Genomic DNA, 14,614 nt, shown 5'->3' with positions numbered 1-14,614 from the left:
CAACGCAACAGGGCGAGCCGGCGACCGGCTCGCCCTGGGCTGGCGGAGGATGGGGGATTTGAACCCCCGAGGGTGTTATCCCAACACGATTTCCAATCGTGCGCACTAGGCCACTATGCGAATCCTCCGCCGCAGAGGTTACCCGAGCGGGCGCCGCGCCCGAAATCGAGTTGGGTCGTCACCGCCCTGCGCGCGCCGGCCAGCACCCGCTATGGCGGCATCCTGCCCGACTGAAGCCACCTATACTTGGGGCCAGGCACCCCGCGTGGTGGTACCTCACCCAACTCCCCCAGGGCAGGAATGCAGCAAGGGTCAGTGAGCTCTTCCAGGTACGCGGGGTGTCCCTATGTCCGGATTCGCTCCCGGATTCCTTAAGCAGGCGCCCAGGTATGCCGCAGGGTCGCCGCGGGGCCCACGACAACGCGGCCCGCGCGATCGACGACGCGGGCGGTCACGGCGTACACCCGGTCCGGGCCGAGCGGCAACTGCACGGTCAGCCGCCAGGAGGGCGCAGTCACCGGTCCCCACACCACCGCCCGGCTCCACACGGCCCCCGCGACCCATCGATTCTTCGCCGCATCGAAGCAGCGTCCGCTCGCTTGATCGGTGACGGACACCTCGACATGCGCCACCCCCGCCGCTGCACTCGCCGTGCCCGTCACCATCGGTTGGTATGCCGTCCCCAGGCCCGTAACGGTCACTACGGCAGACCCGGCCTCAGGGGCCGCTTCCGTCCCGAATGCGGTGACACGGCCGCCGCGTAACTCCACGACATACAGCCGGCCGGCCGCGTCGAAGTCCAGTGCCGACGGACCAGACAACTGCCCGAGACCGGTCCCGGATCCCGACCCCACCACTGCCTTGGCCGCCAGCGTCACCCGATCGAGAACCCGAATCCGGCCGCCGGCGCTATCGGAGACATAGGCCTCCGCCCCGCGGAAGGCCACGCCCGCACCCACGCCTCCCAGTGCGATGGATCTGAATCGACCTGCGGGAGTGAGGATTCCGAGCCGGCGCTTGGAGGTGGTGACCCAAATATTGCCGGTCGCCGGATCGATACCTAGGGCTGTCAGGGCCCCGATCGGTGACTTCCATTGCCGCACCAGCGCACCGGTCGTCGGGTTGTAGACGCGAACGGCGCCCGGCGTGGTTTGCAGGGTATAGAGCAGACCCCTGAAGAACTTCAGGTCCAGCGTGAAACGCGGCGCCACGATCTGACGCACCACCGCACCAAAGTCCGGCGTAAACCCGACGAGATGGGGCGCACCCTCGTGATTCGCGACCCACACATTGCGGGTCAACGGGTCGACCGCGACGGCCTTGGGATAGTTCATGCCCTCCGGCGGGGTCGAACCGCGCCGCCCAAAGCGCTGCACGAGCGAGCCGTCCGCGGCATACCGCGTGATGCTCTGCCCGAAGCCATCGGCGACGAGCACCTCGCCGGTGACGGGATCGACGGCCAGGCCGCGCGGCACGGCGAGCCCGGCGGGATCCTCGGGCAAGCCTGGATTCGGGAAGACCGGGCCAGCCACACCATCGGCGTCGAAGGAGACCACCCGGCGCAGGCCGTAGTCAGCGGCCCAAATCCGGTGATCCGGCGTGACCGCCAATTGCCTTGCGCCATCGACGAATTGACCCGGCCCGGTGCCCTCGCCACCGAAATGCGCGACGAGGCTGCCACTGTTCAGGGCAAAGGCCGCCACCGTGGCTCCGGCGGCATTGCTCACATAGACCCGGTCCAGATCCTCATCCAGCGCGATGCCCCGCAGGTCTCCCGCCAGGCTCGTGCGGTCGCCCAGATCTCGCAACCAGGAACCGGCCGCGTCGAAGACGTGCACGGTCACATTCCCGGTGTCCACGACATACAGCCGCCCGGCGGCATCGGTCGCCACGCCGGTTGCCCAGCGCACCTGACCCGGACCGGTGCCCGGCCGGTCGATGGTGGCGACCTGCGTGAGTCGCTGGGCGGCGAGGTCGACGGCATACCGGCGGATCACGGTGCGCCCGCCGAAAGCATCGGGGATCCACAGGTCCCCGGTCGTGGGATCGACGGCGAGCCACGCGACCAACTGGTCGATTCCAAAGCCCGCGAGATAGCTGCCGTCGGGCGCGTACTTCACGACATCCGTTGCCGCCGATGTCGATCCGGTCACCGCGAGGTAGTAACTGCCATCGCGGGCATCGACGCTCAGCGCGCTCGCCACCCCCGGGACCTGACCGGATGGGTTCGTAAAGTCGCCGCGGTAGCTCCCGTCCCGGCCATACCGACGCACTTGCCGGGCGACATAATCGCCCACCGCGAGTTCGTCGCTGACCGGGTTGTATGCCAGTCCCCAGGCCGCGAGCCCGGGGGTCGTGGGCGCGCCGATGATGCGCTGCGCGCGCAGGGGGACGTATGCCGCCCGGTCACCTCGGGCGGCCGCCGCCGCTTTGTCGTGGGGTGAGATGAGGGCCGCGCCGGGTGCCGCAGCCAGCAGGGCGCGGCGCGGCACGGATCGGTGATGCGGGAGCACGCGGGTCACTCTGGCAAGATCCTGCGGGCGGGGCAAGCGGCCTTTTCGGGGACAGCCGCCTCAGCCGGCGAGGTGGTTGACCAGTGCCCAGCCGGGATCGGGCGTGACGACGGTTTGGGCATCGCCCTCCGGCCAGTCGGCGGCCACCGCGGCGGCGCGCTCGCCGGCGTCGGTGCGGCCATCGGCATAGGCATGCAGCAGCCGCACGCCGTCGTGGCTCTGGTGCGCGACGATCCGTCCGTCGGCTCCGATGGCCTCGGTGAGCTGATCTTCAAGATCCCGGAGCGCCTCGAGCGATGAGGCCGCGGGCAGGCCCTCGGCGGTGCGGTCCGCATACGGGATGGTCACGGCGAGATGAGTGTCGAAAAGTGGAAAAGTGATCTGCCGCAACGGAACCTGTGCCATCGCGAGCACGGGCAGCCCGCTCGGCCCGGTGCCGCGCAGCATCAGCCAGGTGGGCGCGCCGTCGGCGTCGCGGTGGCCGTCGGCGAAGTCGCGCACGATGCTCCCCAGATGCCGTAACGGGAACGAATCCAACGGCGGTTCACCGGGCCAGGTCACCCCGCCGATCCACGTCTCGGTCGCCTCCTCGCCGAGGAAGCAGTCGAGCGCGAGATAGGTCAGCTGCGCCGCCTCGTCCTCGCCGACATCCGCGAAGACGGGATGGTGCACGGCGACATCGATCGAGGTAGAGCCTCGGTGCGCGGCGACGACGAAATCGCCGAGCGCAATGGTCCGCCCCGCGAACTCAATCGTCGACTCAGCGGCACCCGAGTCGGCGGCCCGTAGGTCGGCATACCCCCAGGTCAGGTCGCTCGGCGGGGCGGCCTGCAGCCAGGCCCGCGCGATGGCCCGCAGTTCGGGATCGCCGGCGGCGGTCACGGTGAGCAGGTGCAAGCTCTCGCGCCCCGGCCCGAACTCCCATTGCAAGCCCGGGTCGATCGCGGCCACCCGCTCGGTCAGCGGCGCCAAGATCTCCGGACCGGCCTGGCCGGCCACGACCTGCCCCGCGAGCGCGCTGCCCTCGCTCGCCCACCACTGCCAGAAGGCGGGTATGCCGTCCGCGCCCGCCTCGCTCACGCGTGGACCTCGTGCCCGCTCTCGTGGTGCTCGTGATCGCTTCCCTCGGAGTGCGCGTCGCCGCAGATGCCCCCGCCGCAGCCGCCGGCGCCATCGCCGCAGCCGCATCCTCCCGACCCGTCTCCGGAACCGTCGGTGGCGCAGGAGGCCGCCTCGGCGTCGCTGCCACAGCCACCGCCGCCGCAGCACCCGCCGGCGCAGCCGCCGCCCGACGGCATCTGGGGCCGGTTGCCCTGGTCAGCCCAGGCGTGCTCGATCGCCTGCAGGAGCAGTTGGGGCGGCTGGGCGCCGGTGACGGCATATTTCTGATCCAGCACGAAGGTGGGCACCCCCGTGATGCCGATCTGGGAGGCGACGGCTTCGTCGGTGCGCACGTCGATGCCGTAATCGTCGCTGCCGAGCACATCGTCAACGACCTCGGCGGACAGCCCGGCGCCGGTGGCGAGCTGGCGCAGCACCTCGTGATCACCGATCGGCCGGCCCTCCGAATACCAGGCCCGCATGATCCGGTCGGTCACCTCCGTCTCCACCCCGGCCGCGCGCGCCGCGTGGATGAGGCGGTGGGCGTCATACGAATTGCTCGGGACGACCTTCTCCCACGCGAAGTCGAGGCCGACCTCGGCCGCGGCCTGCGCCATCTGCTCGTGGGTGATGACCATCTGCTCGCGCGAAACGCCATACTTCGCGGCGATTTTGTCGACATTGGACCCAGTGCCGACGGCGGGGGCGTTGCGGTCCAGTTCGTAGCTGTGCCACACGACCTCTACCTGATCGGCGTGCTCGAAGTCGGCCAAGGCCAACTCCAGGTGCCGGCGGCCGAGGTGGCAGAACGGGCAGACGATGTCGGACCAGACGTCGATACGCATGGCCCGACGATACGTCCACCAGGCCCGTAGGCCACTGTCGGTGCGCCCCGTTAGGGTTCCGAAGGTGAGCACCGCCCTGTATCGCCGCTACCGGCCCGACACGTTCGCCGACGTGATCGGGCAGGAGCACGTGACGGTGCCGCTGATGCGCGCGCTCGCTAGCGGGCGCATCAACCACGCCTATCTCTTCTCCGGTCCGCGCGGGTGCGGCAAGACGACGAGCGCCCGCATCCTCGCCCGCTGCCTCAACTGCGAGAAGGGGCCGACCGGCAGCCCGTGCGGTGAGTGTGATTCCTGTGTCGCGCTGGCCCGCGGCGGTGCCGGGTCAATCGATGTCATCGAGATCGATGCGGCCAGCCACGGTGGCGTGGACGACGCGCGCGAATTGCGCGAGCGGGCGGCTTTCGCGCCGGCGGAGAGCCGGTTCAAGGTCTACATCATCGACGAGGCGCATATGGTCACCCCGCAGGGCTTCAACGCGCTGCTGAAGATCGTCGAAGAGCCGCCCGAGCATGTGAAATTCATCTTCGCGACGACCGAGCCCGAGAAGGTCATCGGGACCATCCGCTCCCGCACGCACCACTATCCGTTCCGGCTCGTCCCACCCGCCCGCCTGCACGACTATCTCGAGCACTTATGCCGCTCCGAGGGCGTCGATGTCGAGCCCGGGGTGCTGTCTTTTGTCGTGCGCGCGGGCGGCGGGTCGGTGCGTGACTCCTTGTCCGTGCTCGATCAACTGATGGCCGGATCGGATCAGCGCGGCCTGACCTATGACGGTGCGGCTGCCCTCCTAGGCTTCACCGACGCCGAACTGCTCGATGCCACGGTGACGGCCTTTGCTGCCGGGGATGGGGCATCGGTCTTCAGTCAGATCGACCGGGTTATCGAGACCGGACACGACCCGCGCCGGTTCGTTGAGGACCTGCTCGAACGCTTCCGCGATCTGATCGTGCTGTCGGCCGTGCCGGACGCGGGCGCGTCGGTGCTGCGTGGGGTCCCGAGCGACCAGATCGATCGAATGCGCGTGCAGGCCAGTGGTTTTGGGCCAGGGGCCTTGTCGCGGGCGGCCGATGTCGTCAACGCCGGGCTGACCGAAATGACGGGCGCCACCGCGCCGCGCCTGCAACTCGAACTCATCGCCGCCCGCGTCCTGCTGCCCGGTGCCGCTGGCGAGCAGGGGTATGCCGCCCGCCTCGACCGCATCGAACGTCGCCTCGACGTCGCGGGCGCCCCGAGCACGGGTATGCCGTCGGGTCCCAACGTCGCGCCGCCGCCGTCGACTCGTGGAACCCAGCAGGACTCGGGTCAGGGGGAGTCGGGGCCCGTCGCCGGAGGCGCCCCCGGGCCGCAGACATCGGGGGACGCGGGTAGCACGGGTGGACGCCCTGATGCGGGTCCTCATGGTGAGTCTCCCCGGCCGGACCAGCACCGCCGCGACGGCCGGGAGCCGTCCCAACCCGGCGTGGATGGCTGGGGACCGCGCACCACGGGCGACGAACGGCAGCCATCGGGCCACGAGGACCGAGACGTGACTCGGCAAGGTCCCGTTGAGCGAGGTCCCCAGGCTTCCGGGTCGACTGGCGCCGCCGGCGGCCCCGCTATGTCGGAACAACGACCCGGCAATAGCCCCGGAGGCGCTCCAGGGCGTCGGCCCGGCGGTGCGCGACCCGCGATTGTGATGGGATCGCCGACCAGCGCCGAGCCGCTGGGCGACGCGAACGACACGGGTCCGCGAGGCCCCGGCGGACTGGATGTGGCGGCGCTGCGCCGGTCCTGGCCCGATGTGCTTGCCCGGATTTTCACCCTCAAGCGAACCACGTGGACATTCCTGTCCGAGCACGCCCAGATCAGTTCGTATGACGGGCAGCGACTCGTGCTGTCCATCGGGACGGTCGGACTGGCCAACACCTTCCGCAATGGCGTCCACCCCGAGATCGTGCGCCAGGCCTTGATCGACGTGCTGGGCGTCGATGCGCGCATTGATGCGATCGCCGCTCCGGCGGGCGGATCCGCTGCCGGCGCGCCTGGGTCGGCGGGCACGTCAGGGGTCGATCACGGTGGCCGGGGGGTTGACCGGCGCAGCAGTTCGGGATCAGGCGATTCCATTGCTGACGGCACGTCGGGGCAGGGACGCGATTCGCGGTCGGATTCTGTGCCCCCATCTTCCCCAGGACGCGGTGCGGCCGGTCCAGGCACTGGCCGGCCGAATAACGCGACCGCTTTGAGGCCGGAGGGATCGGGACCACAAGGGTCGAGGCCGTCGGGGCCGACTGCCCGAGCGGATTCGTCGTTCGGGCCGACAACTCCCGGTCGCGATGGCGGCCCCGGGGATCGCTATGGCGCTGACCTCGCCGCGCGGGACTGGTCTGATGGCGGTTCTGGTTGGGGCAGCGGCCCTTCGTCCGGAGCGCCGACCTGGGCGACGACACCTGGCGACGCCACGACGTCTGCATCGACCCGGGCTGACGACGGCCGAGCCGTCAGCACGGCCACCACCTCGACGGCGGCGACGGGGGACACCGACGACGGATCCGCCGCGACCGATGCCACCGCGACCGCGACGACCCGGGCCTCCGACGGCGGGTCTGTGGACGAGGAAGACCTGATCAGCGATGACGATGAGGACCTGGCCGATCTCGGCGAGGTCGGTCAGCCGGTCATCGAGCGCGTCCTCGGCGGCACCGTCATCTGGCGCGAAACCCCCGACGACTGAGGCAGCACGCCACCGACACCCGATCATCGCGAAGACACCCGATCCGCGCATTCACACCCTCTCCACGGGGTGTCAAAGCACGGATCGGGTGCTCGTTCACGGATCGCGTGTTGATGCGGACCTCGGGCCTGCGGTGGGCTACTTCGCCACCTCGACCCGCAGGGTCGTGGCCTTCGGTTCGCCCGCATCGGTGACGCACGAGACGGTATGCAGGCCGGTGTCCTGGATCGTCAGGGTTGCAGGCGTCGACGTGGGACCGTCGACCGCGAGCAACTCTGAGTGATCCGGGCCGAGCACCCGCACCGCGCCCGTCCCGACCACGCTGAGGTCGTGATCCCCAGGTGCGATGCTGGGGCGGTTGACAGTGCAGCCGGGCAGGATCACCTCGATGGGCGCCGTGGCGGGATCCGGGGGTGGATCGCCGCATCCGGCCAGCACACAGGGCCCGGCGACGACGGTGAGCAAAGCAAGGAGCGGGCGGCGCGGCATACCTGACCTTAGCCACACCAGCCCGGCCACCCCCATGGCGCCACCCGCGCGCATCCGAGGGGTTGTCGGACCGAGCAACTACCCTGGCCGATGTGTATGAAGGTGTGGTCCAGGACCTGATCGACGAGCTCGGCCAACTGCCGGGGATCGGCCCCAAGAGCGCGCAACGGATCGCCTTCCACTTGCTGCAGGCGGACGGTGCCGACGTCCAACGACTCATCACCGCGCTCGCGGAGGTCAAGGAGAAGGTCGCCTTCTGCACCATGTGCGGCAATATCGCCCAGGCCACCCTGTGCCGGATCTGCGCCGACCCGCGCCGCGACGGGCAGGCCATTTGCGTTGTCGAGGAGCCGAAGGATGTCGTCGCCATCGAGCGCACCGGAGAGTTCCGCGGTCGCTACCACGTGCTCGGCGGCGCCATCAGCCCGATGGATGGCATCGGTCCCGAACAGTTGCGCGTTGCCGAACTGATGTCGCGGCTGGCCTCCGGGGAGGTCGTCGAGATCATCCTTGCGACCGATCCGAATATCGAGGGCGAGGCCACCGCCGCTTATCTCGCCCGCCAACTCAAACCCTTCGGCCTGCGCGTGACGCGGCTAGCCTCGGGATTACCGGTCGGTGGCGATCTGGAGTATGCCGATGAGGTCACCCTCGGTCGGGCCTTTGAAGGACGGAGACTGATCGATGCCTGACGATTCGAACGCCACCCCCGCAGACGCCCGCCCTGGCGGCGACGCAGACCTCGCCCACCTCGCCGCGCTGACGGCACAGGAAGCCCGGCAATTCACCGAGGCGATCACGCAAATCGCCACCGGCGCGACCCCGGAGGCCGCACTGGCTGTCTCACTGCTCGCGACGGCGCAAATCCTCTCGACCGGCGCCCGCCTCGGCGCGATCCAAGATGTGGTGCTGCAACATCGCTACGAACCCGACGATGGCGATGACACCGACCTCGCCGCGCTCCGGGCCGCGATAGCCAATGTCTTCGAGGGGCTGGATGAATATGCCGATCTCGTCGACCCGATCACCTCGACCGAGCTGACGACCGGCTCGCTGTCCAGCGACTTCGCGATCATCGTCGCGGCGCTGGATCACGGCCTGAAGCACTACGACAAGGGCCGCCCGGTCGAGGCGCTGTGGTGGTGGCAGTTTAGCTATCTCTCCGACTGGGGCGAGCGGGCGGCGATGGCCCTGCGGGTCCTGCATGGTCTGCTTGCCCACATCCGCCTCGACGCCGACGAAGACCTCGTCGCAGAGGCCGAGTTCGACGCCCTCCACCCCTGACGCTGACGGGCCCCTGCCGGTCGCCCCACAACCGCCCACGAGCCGGATATGCCGATCGCCTCGGCCCCGGCTCGCCTACCATCGAGGGCGTTCCGAGACCCCTCTTGCGAAGAGAGCACCCCTGTGGCCCTGGTCGTGCAGAAGTATGGCGGCTCGTCCGTCGCCGACGCCGAGAGCATCAAGCGCGTCGCGCGGCGCATCATCGAGACCAAGAAGGCCGGCAATGATGTCGTCGTCGCGGTGTCCGCGATGGGTGACACGACCGACGAACTGCTCGATCTGGCCAACGAGGTCAGCCCGCTGCCACCGCCGCGCGAACTCGACATGCTGCTCACGGCCGGCGAGCGCATCTCGATGGCCCTGCTCGCCATGGCCATCGCCGATCAGGGGCACAGCGTGCGCTCCTTCACCGGCAGCCAGGCAGGCGTCATCACCGATGAGTCCCACGGCAAGGCCAAGATCATCGATGTGACACCCGGCCGGATCCTGGACGCTATCGCCAAAGGTCATATCGTCATCGTCGCCGGCTTCCAGGGCGTCTCGAAAGAGACGAAGGAGATCACCACCCTCGGCCGCGGCGGTTCCGACACCACGGCTGTCGCGCTCGCCGCGGCCATGCAGGCCAGCGTCTGCGAGATCTACACCGATGTCGATGGCGTCTTCACCGCCGACCCGCGCATCGTTCCCAAGGCGCGCAAGGTCGACCGCATTACCAACGAGGAGATGCTCGAGCTGGCCGCGTCCGGCAGCAAAGTCCTCCACCTGCGCAGCGTCGAGTACGCCCGGCGCTTCAACATTCCCATTCACGTCCGCTCCTCCTTCTCGCACAAGGAGGGCACCTTTGTCACCGACCAGCCCGCTCCCGAAGGAGAGTCCGTGGAAGCCCCGATTATCGCCGGTGTCGCGCACGACCGCAGCGAAGCCAAGATCACCGTCGTCGGCGTGCCGGACCGCACGGGGATGGCCGCGACGATCTTTGCCGCCATCGCCGAAGCCGGCATCAATATCGACATGATCGTCCAGAACGTCTCCGCGACCGAGACCGGGCTGACCGATATCTCCTTCACCCTCCCCAAGACCGAGGGCCCTGCAGCGATGCAGGCCCTGCACAACATCCAGGACGAGGTCGGCTTCGCGTCGCTGCAGTTCGACGACCAGATCGGCAAGCTGTCCCTGGTCGGGGCGGGTATGCGCTCGAATCCGGGGGTTTCCGCCACTTTCTTCAAGGCGATCGCCGACGTCGGCGTCAACGTCGAGATGATCTCGACCTCCGAAATCCGCATCTCCGTCGTCACCCGCGACGACCGTCTTGATGACGCGGTCCTCGCCGTGCACTCCGCCTTCGGCCTGGACGCCGACGAGGCGGCCGTCGTCTATGGCGGCACCGGCCGCTGATTGCGCGTTGCGCGAGGCGACGCACTGTCACCGAGCTGTTACGAAAGTTGTCACGTGTTGTTTGTGTGACTGATGTGATTTGTGATGCCCATGAGGCAAGATGGGTCGCGATCACTCCCACCGATCGAGAGGTTGGGTATGCCGCGCACTCCCGTCGCGCCCGATGCCGCGCGTCGCGACTTCCGGGGCCGTCAGCGCCGCCGGCTCATCATGCTGCTGACCCTGCCCGGGCTCATTCTGGGCACGGTGAGCGTCACGGCCGCATACTCCTCCGGCTTGCTCACCCGAAAAGCCGATGTCGCGTGCACCCCCAAGGTCGTGCTCGCCCCGGAGCGCGATTCGTTCCAGATCAAGATTCAGAACTCGAACGAAACACCCGGTGAAGGCGCTCGCGTCGCCTCAGATCTGAGCGACCGCGGCTTCGTTGTCTCGAGTGTCGGCAATGCGCCCGACAATATCTACGTCAAGCGGGCCGCCCTCGTTTATCACGGTCCGAAAGGCCTCGATCAGGCCCTGCTCGTCGCCGCGCAGATCCCCGGCGCCCGCCCGTGGAATGACGGCCGCAGCGGCAGCAACGTCGAACTCGTGATCGGCTACGGCTTCCACGGCCTGAGCTATGTCCCACCGCCGCCGGCCCCGCTGCCCGGTGAGATCACGGTGAATGTCTACAACACGACATACCGCGAAGGCCTCGCGAGCCAGGTGGCCGCCGAATTGACCGATCGCAGCTTCGAGGTCGGCGCCGTCGGCAACGACCCCATGTATGCCTTCCTGCCCGATGACGAGGCGATCATCCGCTTCGGTCCCAAGGGCGCGGACGCGGCTGACGTTCTGCTGCAACATCTTCCGGAAGCTCGGCAGGTCGAGGACTCACGCACCGACGCCAGTCTCGATCTCGTCCTGGGCAATGGGTATGCCGCCCTCACCCCCCAGGCTGACATCCCGCGCCCCGCGCCCCGCCCGGCTCCGCAGCCGGACCGCGTCGCGCGACCCTGCTCCTCGAAATAGGAGCCGGACGAGGGCGGTCGTCTCGCCCGCCGCACACCGGTTTGGGTGCGGCCAGGGGGAGTGCTTGGATGGTGATCAGGAGCTTTCCGGGATCACTGAAAGGGCCCTCCCATGCCGGTTCGTAAGGTTGCCATGCTCACCGCCGGGGGGATCGCCCCGTGCCTGTCCAGCGCGGTCGGCGGACTCATCGAGCGCTATACCGAGGTTGCGCCGGAGGTCGAGATCATCGGCTACCTCGATGGCTATGCCGGGCTGTTGACCGGCAATTCGATCACCGTCACCCCGGAGGGTCGCGCGGGCGCCCACCTGTTGCACAGCTTCGGCGGCAGCCCGCTCGGCAATTCCCGCGTCAAGCTGACCAATGTCGCCGACTGCGTCAAGCGCGGCCTGGTCCAAGAGGGTCAAGACCCACTTCAGGTCGCGGCCGAGCAACTGACCCGCGATGGCGTCGATGTGCTGCATACGATCGGCGGCGACGACACCAACACCACGGCGGCCGACCTCGCGGCCTATCTGCACGAGAACGGCTACGAACTGCAGGTCGTCGGGCTGCCCAAGACGATCGACAATGATGTCGTCCCGATCCGCCAGACCCTCGGCGCGTGGACGGCGGCCGAGCAGGGCGCGATCTATGCCGAGAACATCATCGGCGAGCACACCTCCAACCCGCGGATGCTCATCGTGCACGAGGTCATGGGCCGCCACTGTGGCTGGCTGACAGCCGAGACCGCCCGCCGCTACCACGAGAAGAATGCGTCCCGCGAGTTCGTGCCCGCGCTCGGGGCGAGCAAGGAGCGGTGGGACGTCCACGCGGTCTATGTGCCGGAACTGCACATCGACATCAAGGCCGAGGGCGAGCGCTTGCGCGCGGTCATGGACGAGCTCGGCTGCGTCAACATCTTCTTGTCCGAGGGCGCCGGTGTCGAGGATGTCGTCACCGAAATGGAGGCCGCCGGCGAGGAGATTCCCCGCGACCCCTTCGGGCACGTCATGCTCGACAAGGTCAACCCCGGCGCCTGGTTCGCCAAGCAGTTCGCCGCCGCGATCGGCGCCGAGAAGACGATGGTTCAGAAGTCGGGATATTTCTCCCGCTCCGCGGCCGCGAATGACGAGGACCTCGCGCTGATCAAGCGCTGCACCGACTTTGCGGTCGACGCCGCCTTGCGCGGCGAGTCCGGCGTCGTCGGCGAGGATGAGGAGCAGGGCGACGAACTGCGCGCCATCGAGTTCCCGCGGATTCGCGGCGCCAAGCCTTTCGATCCGCAGGTCGACTGGTTCCAAGCCCTCCTGGGCGAACTCGGCCAGTCCTGACCGTCGAAATCTGCACTGCGACAACATCACTCAAAGGAGAGTGTTCATTGATGGACCGTAGGCACGCCTCGTCCGGCTCGCCTTTCGAGGCGACGATCGGGTTCTCGCGAGCGGTTCGCGTCGGCAACCACATCGCCGTCAGCGGCACCGCGCCGATCTGGCCGGACGGCGGTATCGTCCTCGACGCCGGCTCCCAGGCTCGGCGTTGCCTGGAGATCGCGCTCAGCGCCGTCGCCGAACTCGGCGGCTCAGCAAGCGATGTGGTCCGCACCCGGATGTTCATCACCTCACCCGATGTCGCGGACGAGGTCTCCGCCGCGCACGGCGAGGTCTTCTCGCAGGTCCGTCCCGCCGCGACCATGGTCGTCGTCGCCGCCCTCCTCGACCCCCGCTGGCTTGTCGAGATCGAACTCGACGCCATCGTCGCCGACTGAAGGTTTCCCGCAGTGATGATGGTGGTGTTCGTCCCGGACTGACCCGGTTTCCCGCTGGCCTGTTGGTTGAGTGCCTTGAATGGGATCTGTCGCCCGGGACGAACGCCTGGCATCAGCCGGGCGGAACGTGACTTGATAGGAGCCTGGTCGTAAGGCCTCTTCACTGTGCTGTCCGCCCGCCCGACTGATGCGCGTTCCTTGCCATTGTCAGACGGAAAGGGCAGTACTCATGCTAGCTACTCCTAGCGGCGTCTTCGGCGGCGTCGATACCCACGCCGACACTCACACCGCGGCCGCGCTCTCGTGTACCGGAGCGTTGCTGGGGACCGCGACCTTCCCCGCCACCGCGGCCGGGTACACCGAGCTGATGGGCTGGTTGACCGGGTTCGGCCCGGTCACCCGGGTCGGGGTCGAGGGCACTGGCTCGTACGTCTCGCTGAAGCACCTCGATGTGCCCGAGGCCGGGCCGCGGCTGTCGGGCAAGGAGTACAAGCTCGATGTCCCGCTCAAGGAGGGCATCAGCCAGGAGAACGCCAAGAAGATCAACAAGCTGATCCGCGACGAGGGCCCCAAGACGGTCAAGACCCAGGTGCAGGGCGACGCGATCCGCGCCACCGCCAAGTCGCGCGACGACTCGATATCGCGGTGTGCTTCACCAACTACAAGTGACCCCGTGGGCGGCGGGTCCTTGGTGCAAAACCGGGTGCCCGCCGCTCGCTGGTCGTGACAGCATCACCGGGTGAGCGCAACGATCCAGGCCCGGGATTTGGCGGCCGCCTATGGCGATCGTGAACTCTTCTCCGGCCTGGACCTGATCGTCGCCCCCGGCGATGTGCTCGGCCTCGTCGGGCCCAATGGCGCCGGCAAGTCCACGCTGCTGCGCCTGCTTGCGGGCCGTATGGCGCCCGAGCGCGGCAGCGTGACCCGCACTCCGCGTGATGCGCGGATCGGGCTCTTGGACCAGGTCCCCGATGCCCGTCCGGGCGAGTCGATAGGGGAGCAGGTGCGCCGGCGCACCGGTGTCACCGAGGCCGCCGAGGCGATGCAGTAGGCCGCCGATGACCTGGCGGCCGGGCGCGCGGGGGCGGACACGGCATACGCGGACGCACTGGAGGACTGGCTCGCCCTCGGTGGGGCCGACCTCGACGAGCGGCTCGCCGTGGTGGCCGCGGATCTGGGGCTCGACGTCGATCTGGACCGCGAGGTGACCTCCCTCTCGGGCGGGCAGGCGGCGCGCATGTCTCTGGCCGGACTGTTGTGCTCGCGCTGGGATGCCTACTTCCTCGACGAGCCGACCAATGACCTCGACGCCCTGGGGCTGGATGCCCTGGAGGACTTCGTCGCCGGGCTCGATGCTCCGTGCGTGCTCGTCAGCCACGACCGCGAGTTCCTCTCGCGGACGGTGACCGCAGTCCTGGAGATCGATCGCTCGCTGCAGCGAGTGGCGCTCTATGGCGGCTCTTCTAACTTGAGCGGGCACGCCGGGCGTTCGCGGTGACGCGGAAGGGCCCGTGACCTCGG

Annotated in this window: 12 protein-coding genes, 1 tRNA gene, 1 other RNA gene and 1 pseudogene; 10 read left to right on the top strand and 5 right to left on the bottom strand. The window is 68.6% G+C overall.

Annotated features, from left to right (window positions below; genetic code table 11):
• Positions 1-40 precede the first annotated feature (40 nt).
• A tRNA-Ser gene (locus tag ABD225_RS16350) sits at positions 41-128 on the bottom strand.
• 124 nt (positions 129-252) lie between these two features.
• Here ABD225_RS16350 and ffs point away from each other — a divergent pair.
• An RNA gene (ffs, locus tag ABD225_RS16345) (signal recognition particle sRNA small type) lies at positions 253-351 on the top strand.
• Between the two features lie 20 nt (positions 352-371).
• Here the strand turns inward: ffs and ABD225_RS16340 are convergent.
• Genes ABD225_RS16340 through ABD225_RS16330 form a run of 3 tightly spaced genes read right to left on the bottom strand, consistent with a single transcriptional unit; the run spans position 372 to position 4,459 of the window.
• The gene (locus ABD225_RS16340) at positions 372-2,522 is read right to left on the bottom strand and encodes an NHL repeat-containing protein (RefSeq protein ID WP_344087961.1); all 2,151 of its coding nucleotides are present in this window, start codon (positions 2,520-2,522) and stop codon (positions 372-374) included.
• A gap of 51 nt (positions 2,523-2,573) precedes the next feature.
• A complete protein-coding gene (locus tag ABD225_RS16335) occupies positions 2,574-3,593 on the bottom strand; it encodes a DUF695 domain-containing protein (RefSeq protein WP_344087958.1) in 1,020 nt (339 codons plus the stop codon).
• Positions 3,590-4,459 (bottom strand): DsbA family oxidoreductase, encoded by an 870-nt coding sequence (locus ABD225_RS16330; RefSeq protein WP_344087955.1) that lies wholly within the window; start codon positions 4,457-4,459, stop codon positions 3,590-3,592. Before ABD225_RS16330 ends, ABD225_RS16335 begins: the two co-directional genes overlap by 4 nt.
• A gap of 64 nt (positions 4,460-4,523) precedes the next feature.
• Here ABD225_RS16330 and ABD225_RS16325 point away from each other — a divergent pair, with 64 nt between their 5' ends.
• Positions 4,524-7,172 carry a DNA polymerase III subunit gamma and tau gene (locus tag ABD225_RS16325; RefSeq protein WP_344087952.1) on the top strand — a complete coding sequence of 883 codons (2,649 nt, stop codon included), beginning with the start codon at positions 4,524-4,526 and terminating at the stop codon, positions 7,170-7,172.
• A gap of 138 nt (positions 7,173-7,310) precedes the next feature.
• Here ABD225_RS16325 and ABD225_RS16320 read toward each other — a convergent pair whose 3' ends face one another.
• Positions 7,311-7,715, bottom strand: coding sequence for a hypothetical protein (locus ABD225_RS16320; protein ID WP_344087949.1), 405 nt, complete (start codon positions 7,713-7,715; stop codon positions 7,311-7,313).
• A gap of 38 nt (positions 7,716-7,753) precedes the next feature.
• Here ABD225_RS16320 and recR point away from each other — a divergent pair, with 38 nt between their 5' ends.
• From recR to ABD225_RS18785, 8 genes and pseudogenes are all read left to right on the top strand, one after another.
• Positions 7,754-8,353 carry a recombination mediator RecR gene (gene recR, locus ABD225_RS16315; RefSeq protein ID WP_344087946.1) on the top strand — a complete coding sequence of 200 codons (600 nt, stop codon included), beginning with the start codon at positions 7,754-7,756 and terminating at the stop codon, positions 8,351-8,353.
• Positions 8,346-8,945, top strand: coding sequence for a DUF5063 domain-containing protein (locus ABD225_RS16310; RefSeq protein WP_344087943.1), 600 nt, complete (start codon positions 8,346-8,348; stop codon positions 8,943-8,945). Before recR ends, ABD225_RS16310 begins: the two co-directional genes overlap by 8 nt.
• 123 nt (positions 8,946-9,068) lie before the next feature.
• The gene (locus ABD225_RS16305; RefSeq protein ID WP_344087940.1) at positions 9,069-10,340 is read left to right on the top strand and encodes an aspartate kinase; all 1,272 of its coding nucleotides are present in this window, start codon (positions 9,069-9,071) and stop codon (positions 10,338-10,340) included.
• A 138-nt stretch (positions 10,341-10,478) separates the two neighbouring features.
• On the top strand, positions 10,479-11,348 hold the full coding sequence (locus ABD225_RS16300; RefSeq protein ID WP_344087937.1) for a LytR C-terminal domain-containing protein: 870 nt from the start codon (positions 10,479-10,481) through the stop codon (positions 11,346-11,348).
• A 111-nt stretch (positions 11,349-11,459) separates the two neighbouring features.
• Positions 11,460-12,659, top strand: coding sequence for a pyrophosphate--fructose-6-phosphate 1-phosphotransferase (locus tag ABD225_RS16295; RefSeq protein WP_344087934.1), 1,200 nt, complete (start codon positions 11,460-11,462; stop codon positions 12,657-12,659).
• A 50-nt stretch (positions 12,660-12,709) separates the two neighbouring features.
• Positions 12,710-13,093, top strand: coding sequence for a RidA family protein (locus ABD225_RS16290; RefSeq protein WP_344087931.1), 384 nt, complete (start codon positions 12,710-12,712; stop codon positions 13,091-13,093).
• Positions 13,094-13,322: 229 nt separating this feature from the next.
• Positions 13,323-13,820, top strand: coding sequence for a nucleotide-binding YajQ family protein (locus tag ABD225_RS16285; protein ID WP_344087928.1), 498 nt, complete (start codon positions 13,323-13,325; stop codon positions 13,818-13,820).
• A 12-nt stretch (positions 13,821-13,832) separates the two neighbouring features.
• Positions 13,833-14,591, top strand: a pseudogene (locus tag ABD225_RS18785) (ATP-binding cassette domain-containing protein).
• The last annotated feature ends 23 nt before the right edge of the window (positions 14,592-14,614 follow it).

The sequence above is a fragment of the Nostocoides veronense genome (assembly GCF_039531185.1).
GTDB lineage: Bacteria > Actinomycetota > Actinomycetes > Actinomycetales > Dermatophilaceae > Nostocoides_A > Nostocoides_A veronense.
This window is presented reverse-complemented; position numbering and strand designations above follow the sequence as displayed.

Excerpts from the sequence above, each read along its gene's own strand:
- ABD225_RS16310 (WP_344087943.1), top strand. The coding sequence starts at position 8,346 with ATGCCTGACGATTCGAACGCCACCCCCGCAGACGCCCGCCCTGGCGGC.
- ABD225_RS16295 (WP_344087934.1), top strand. The coding sequence starts at position 11,460 with ATGCCGGTTCGTAAGGTTGCCATGCTCACCGCCGGGGGGATCGCCCCG.
- ABD225_RS16285 (WP_344087928.1), top strand. The coding sequence starts at position 13,323 with ATGCTAGCTACTCCTAGCGGCGTCTTCGGCGGCGTCGATACCCACGCC.
- ABD225_RS16330 (WP_344087955.1), bottom strand. The coding sequence starts at position 4,459 with ATGCGTATCGACGTCTGGTCCGACATCGTCTGCCCGTTCTGCCACCTC.
- ABD225_RS16320 (WP_344087949.1), bottom strand. The coding sequence starts at position 7,715 with ATGCGCGCGGGTGGCGCCATGGGGGTGGCCGGGCTGGTGTGGCTAAGG.
- ABD225_RS16300 (WP_344087937.1), top strand. The coding sequence starts at position 10,479 with ATGCCGCGCACTCCCGTCGCGCCCGATGCCGCGCGTCGCGACTTCCGG.
- ABD225_RS16290 (WP_344087931.1), top strand. The coding sequence starts at position 12,710 with ATGGACCGTAGGCACGCCTCGTCCGGCTCGCCTTTCGAGGCGACGATC.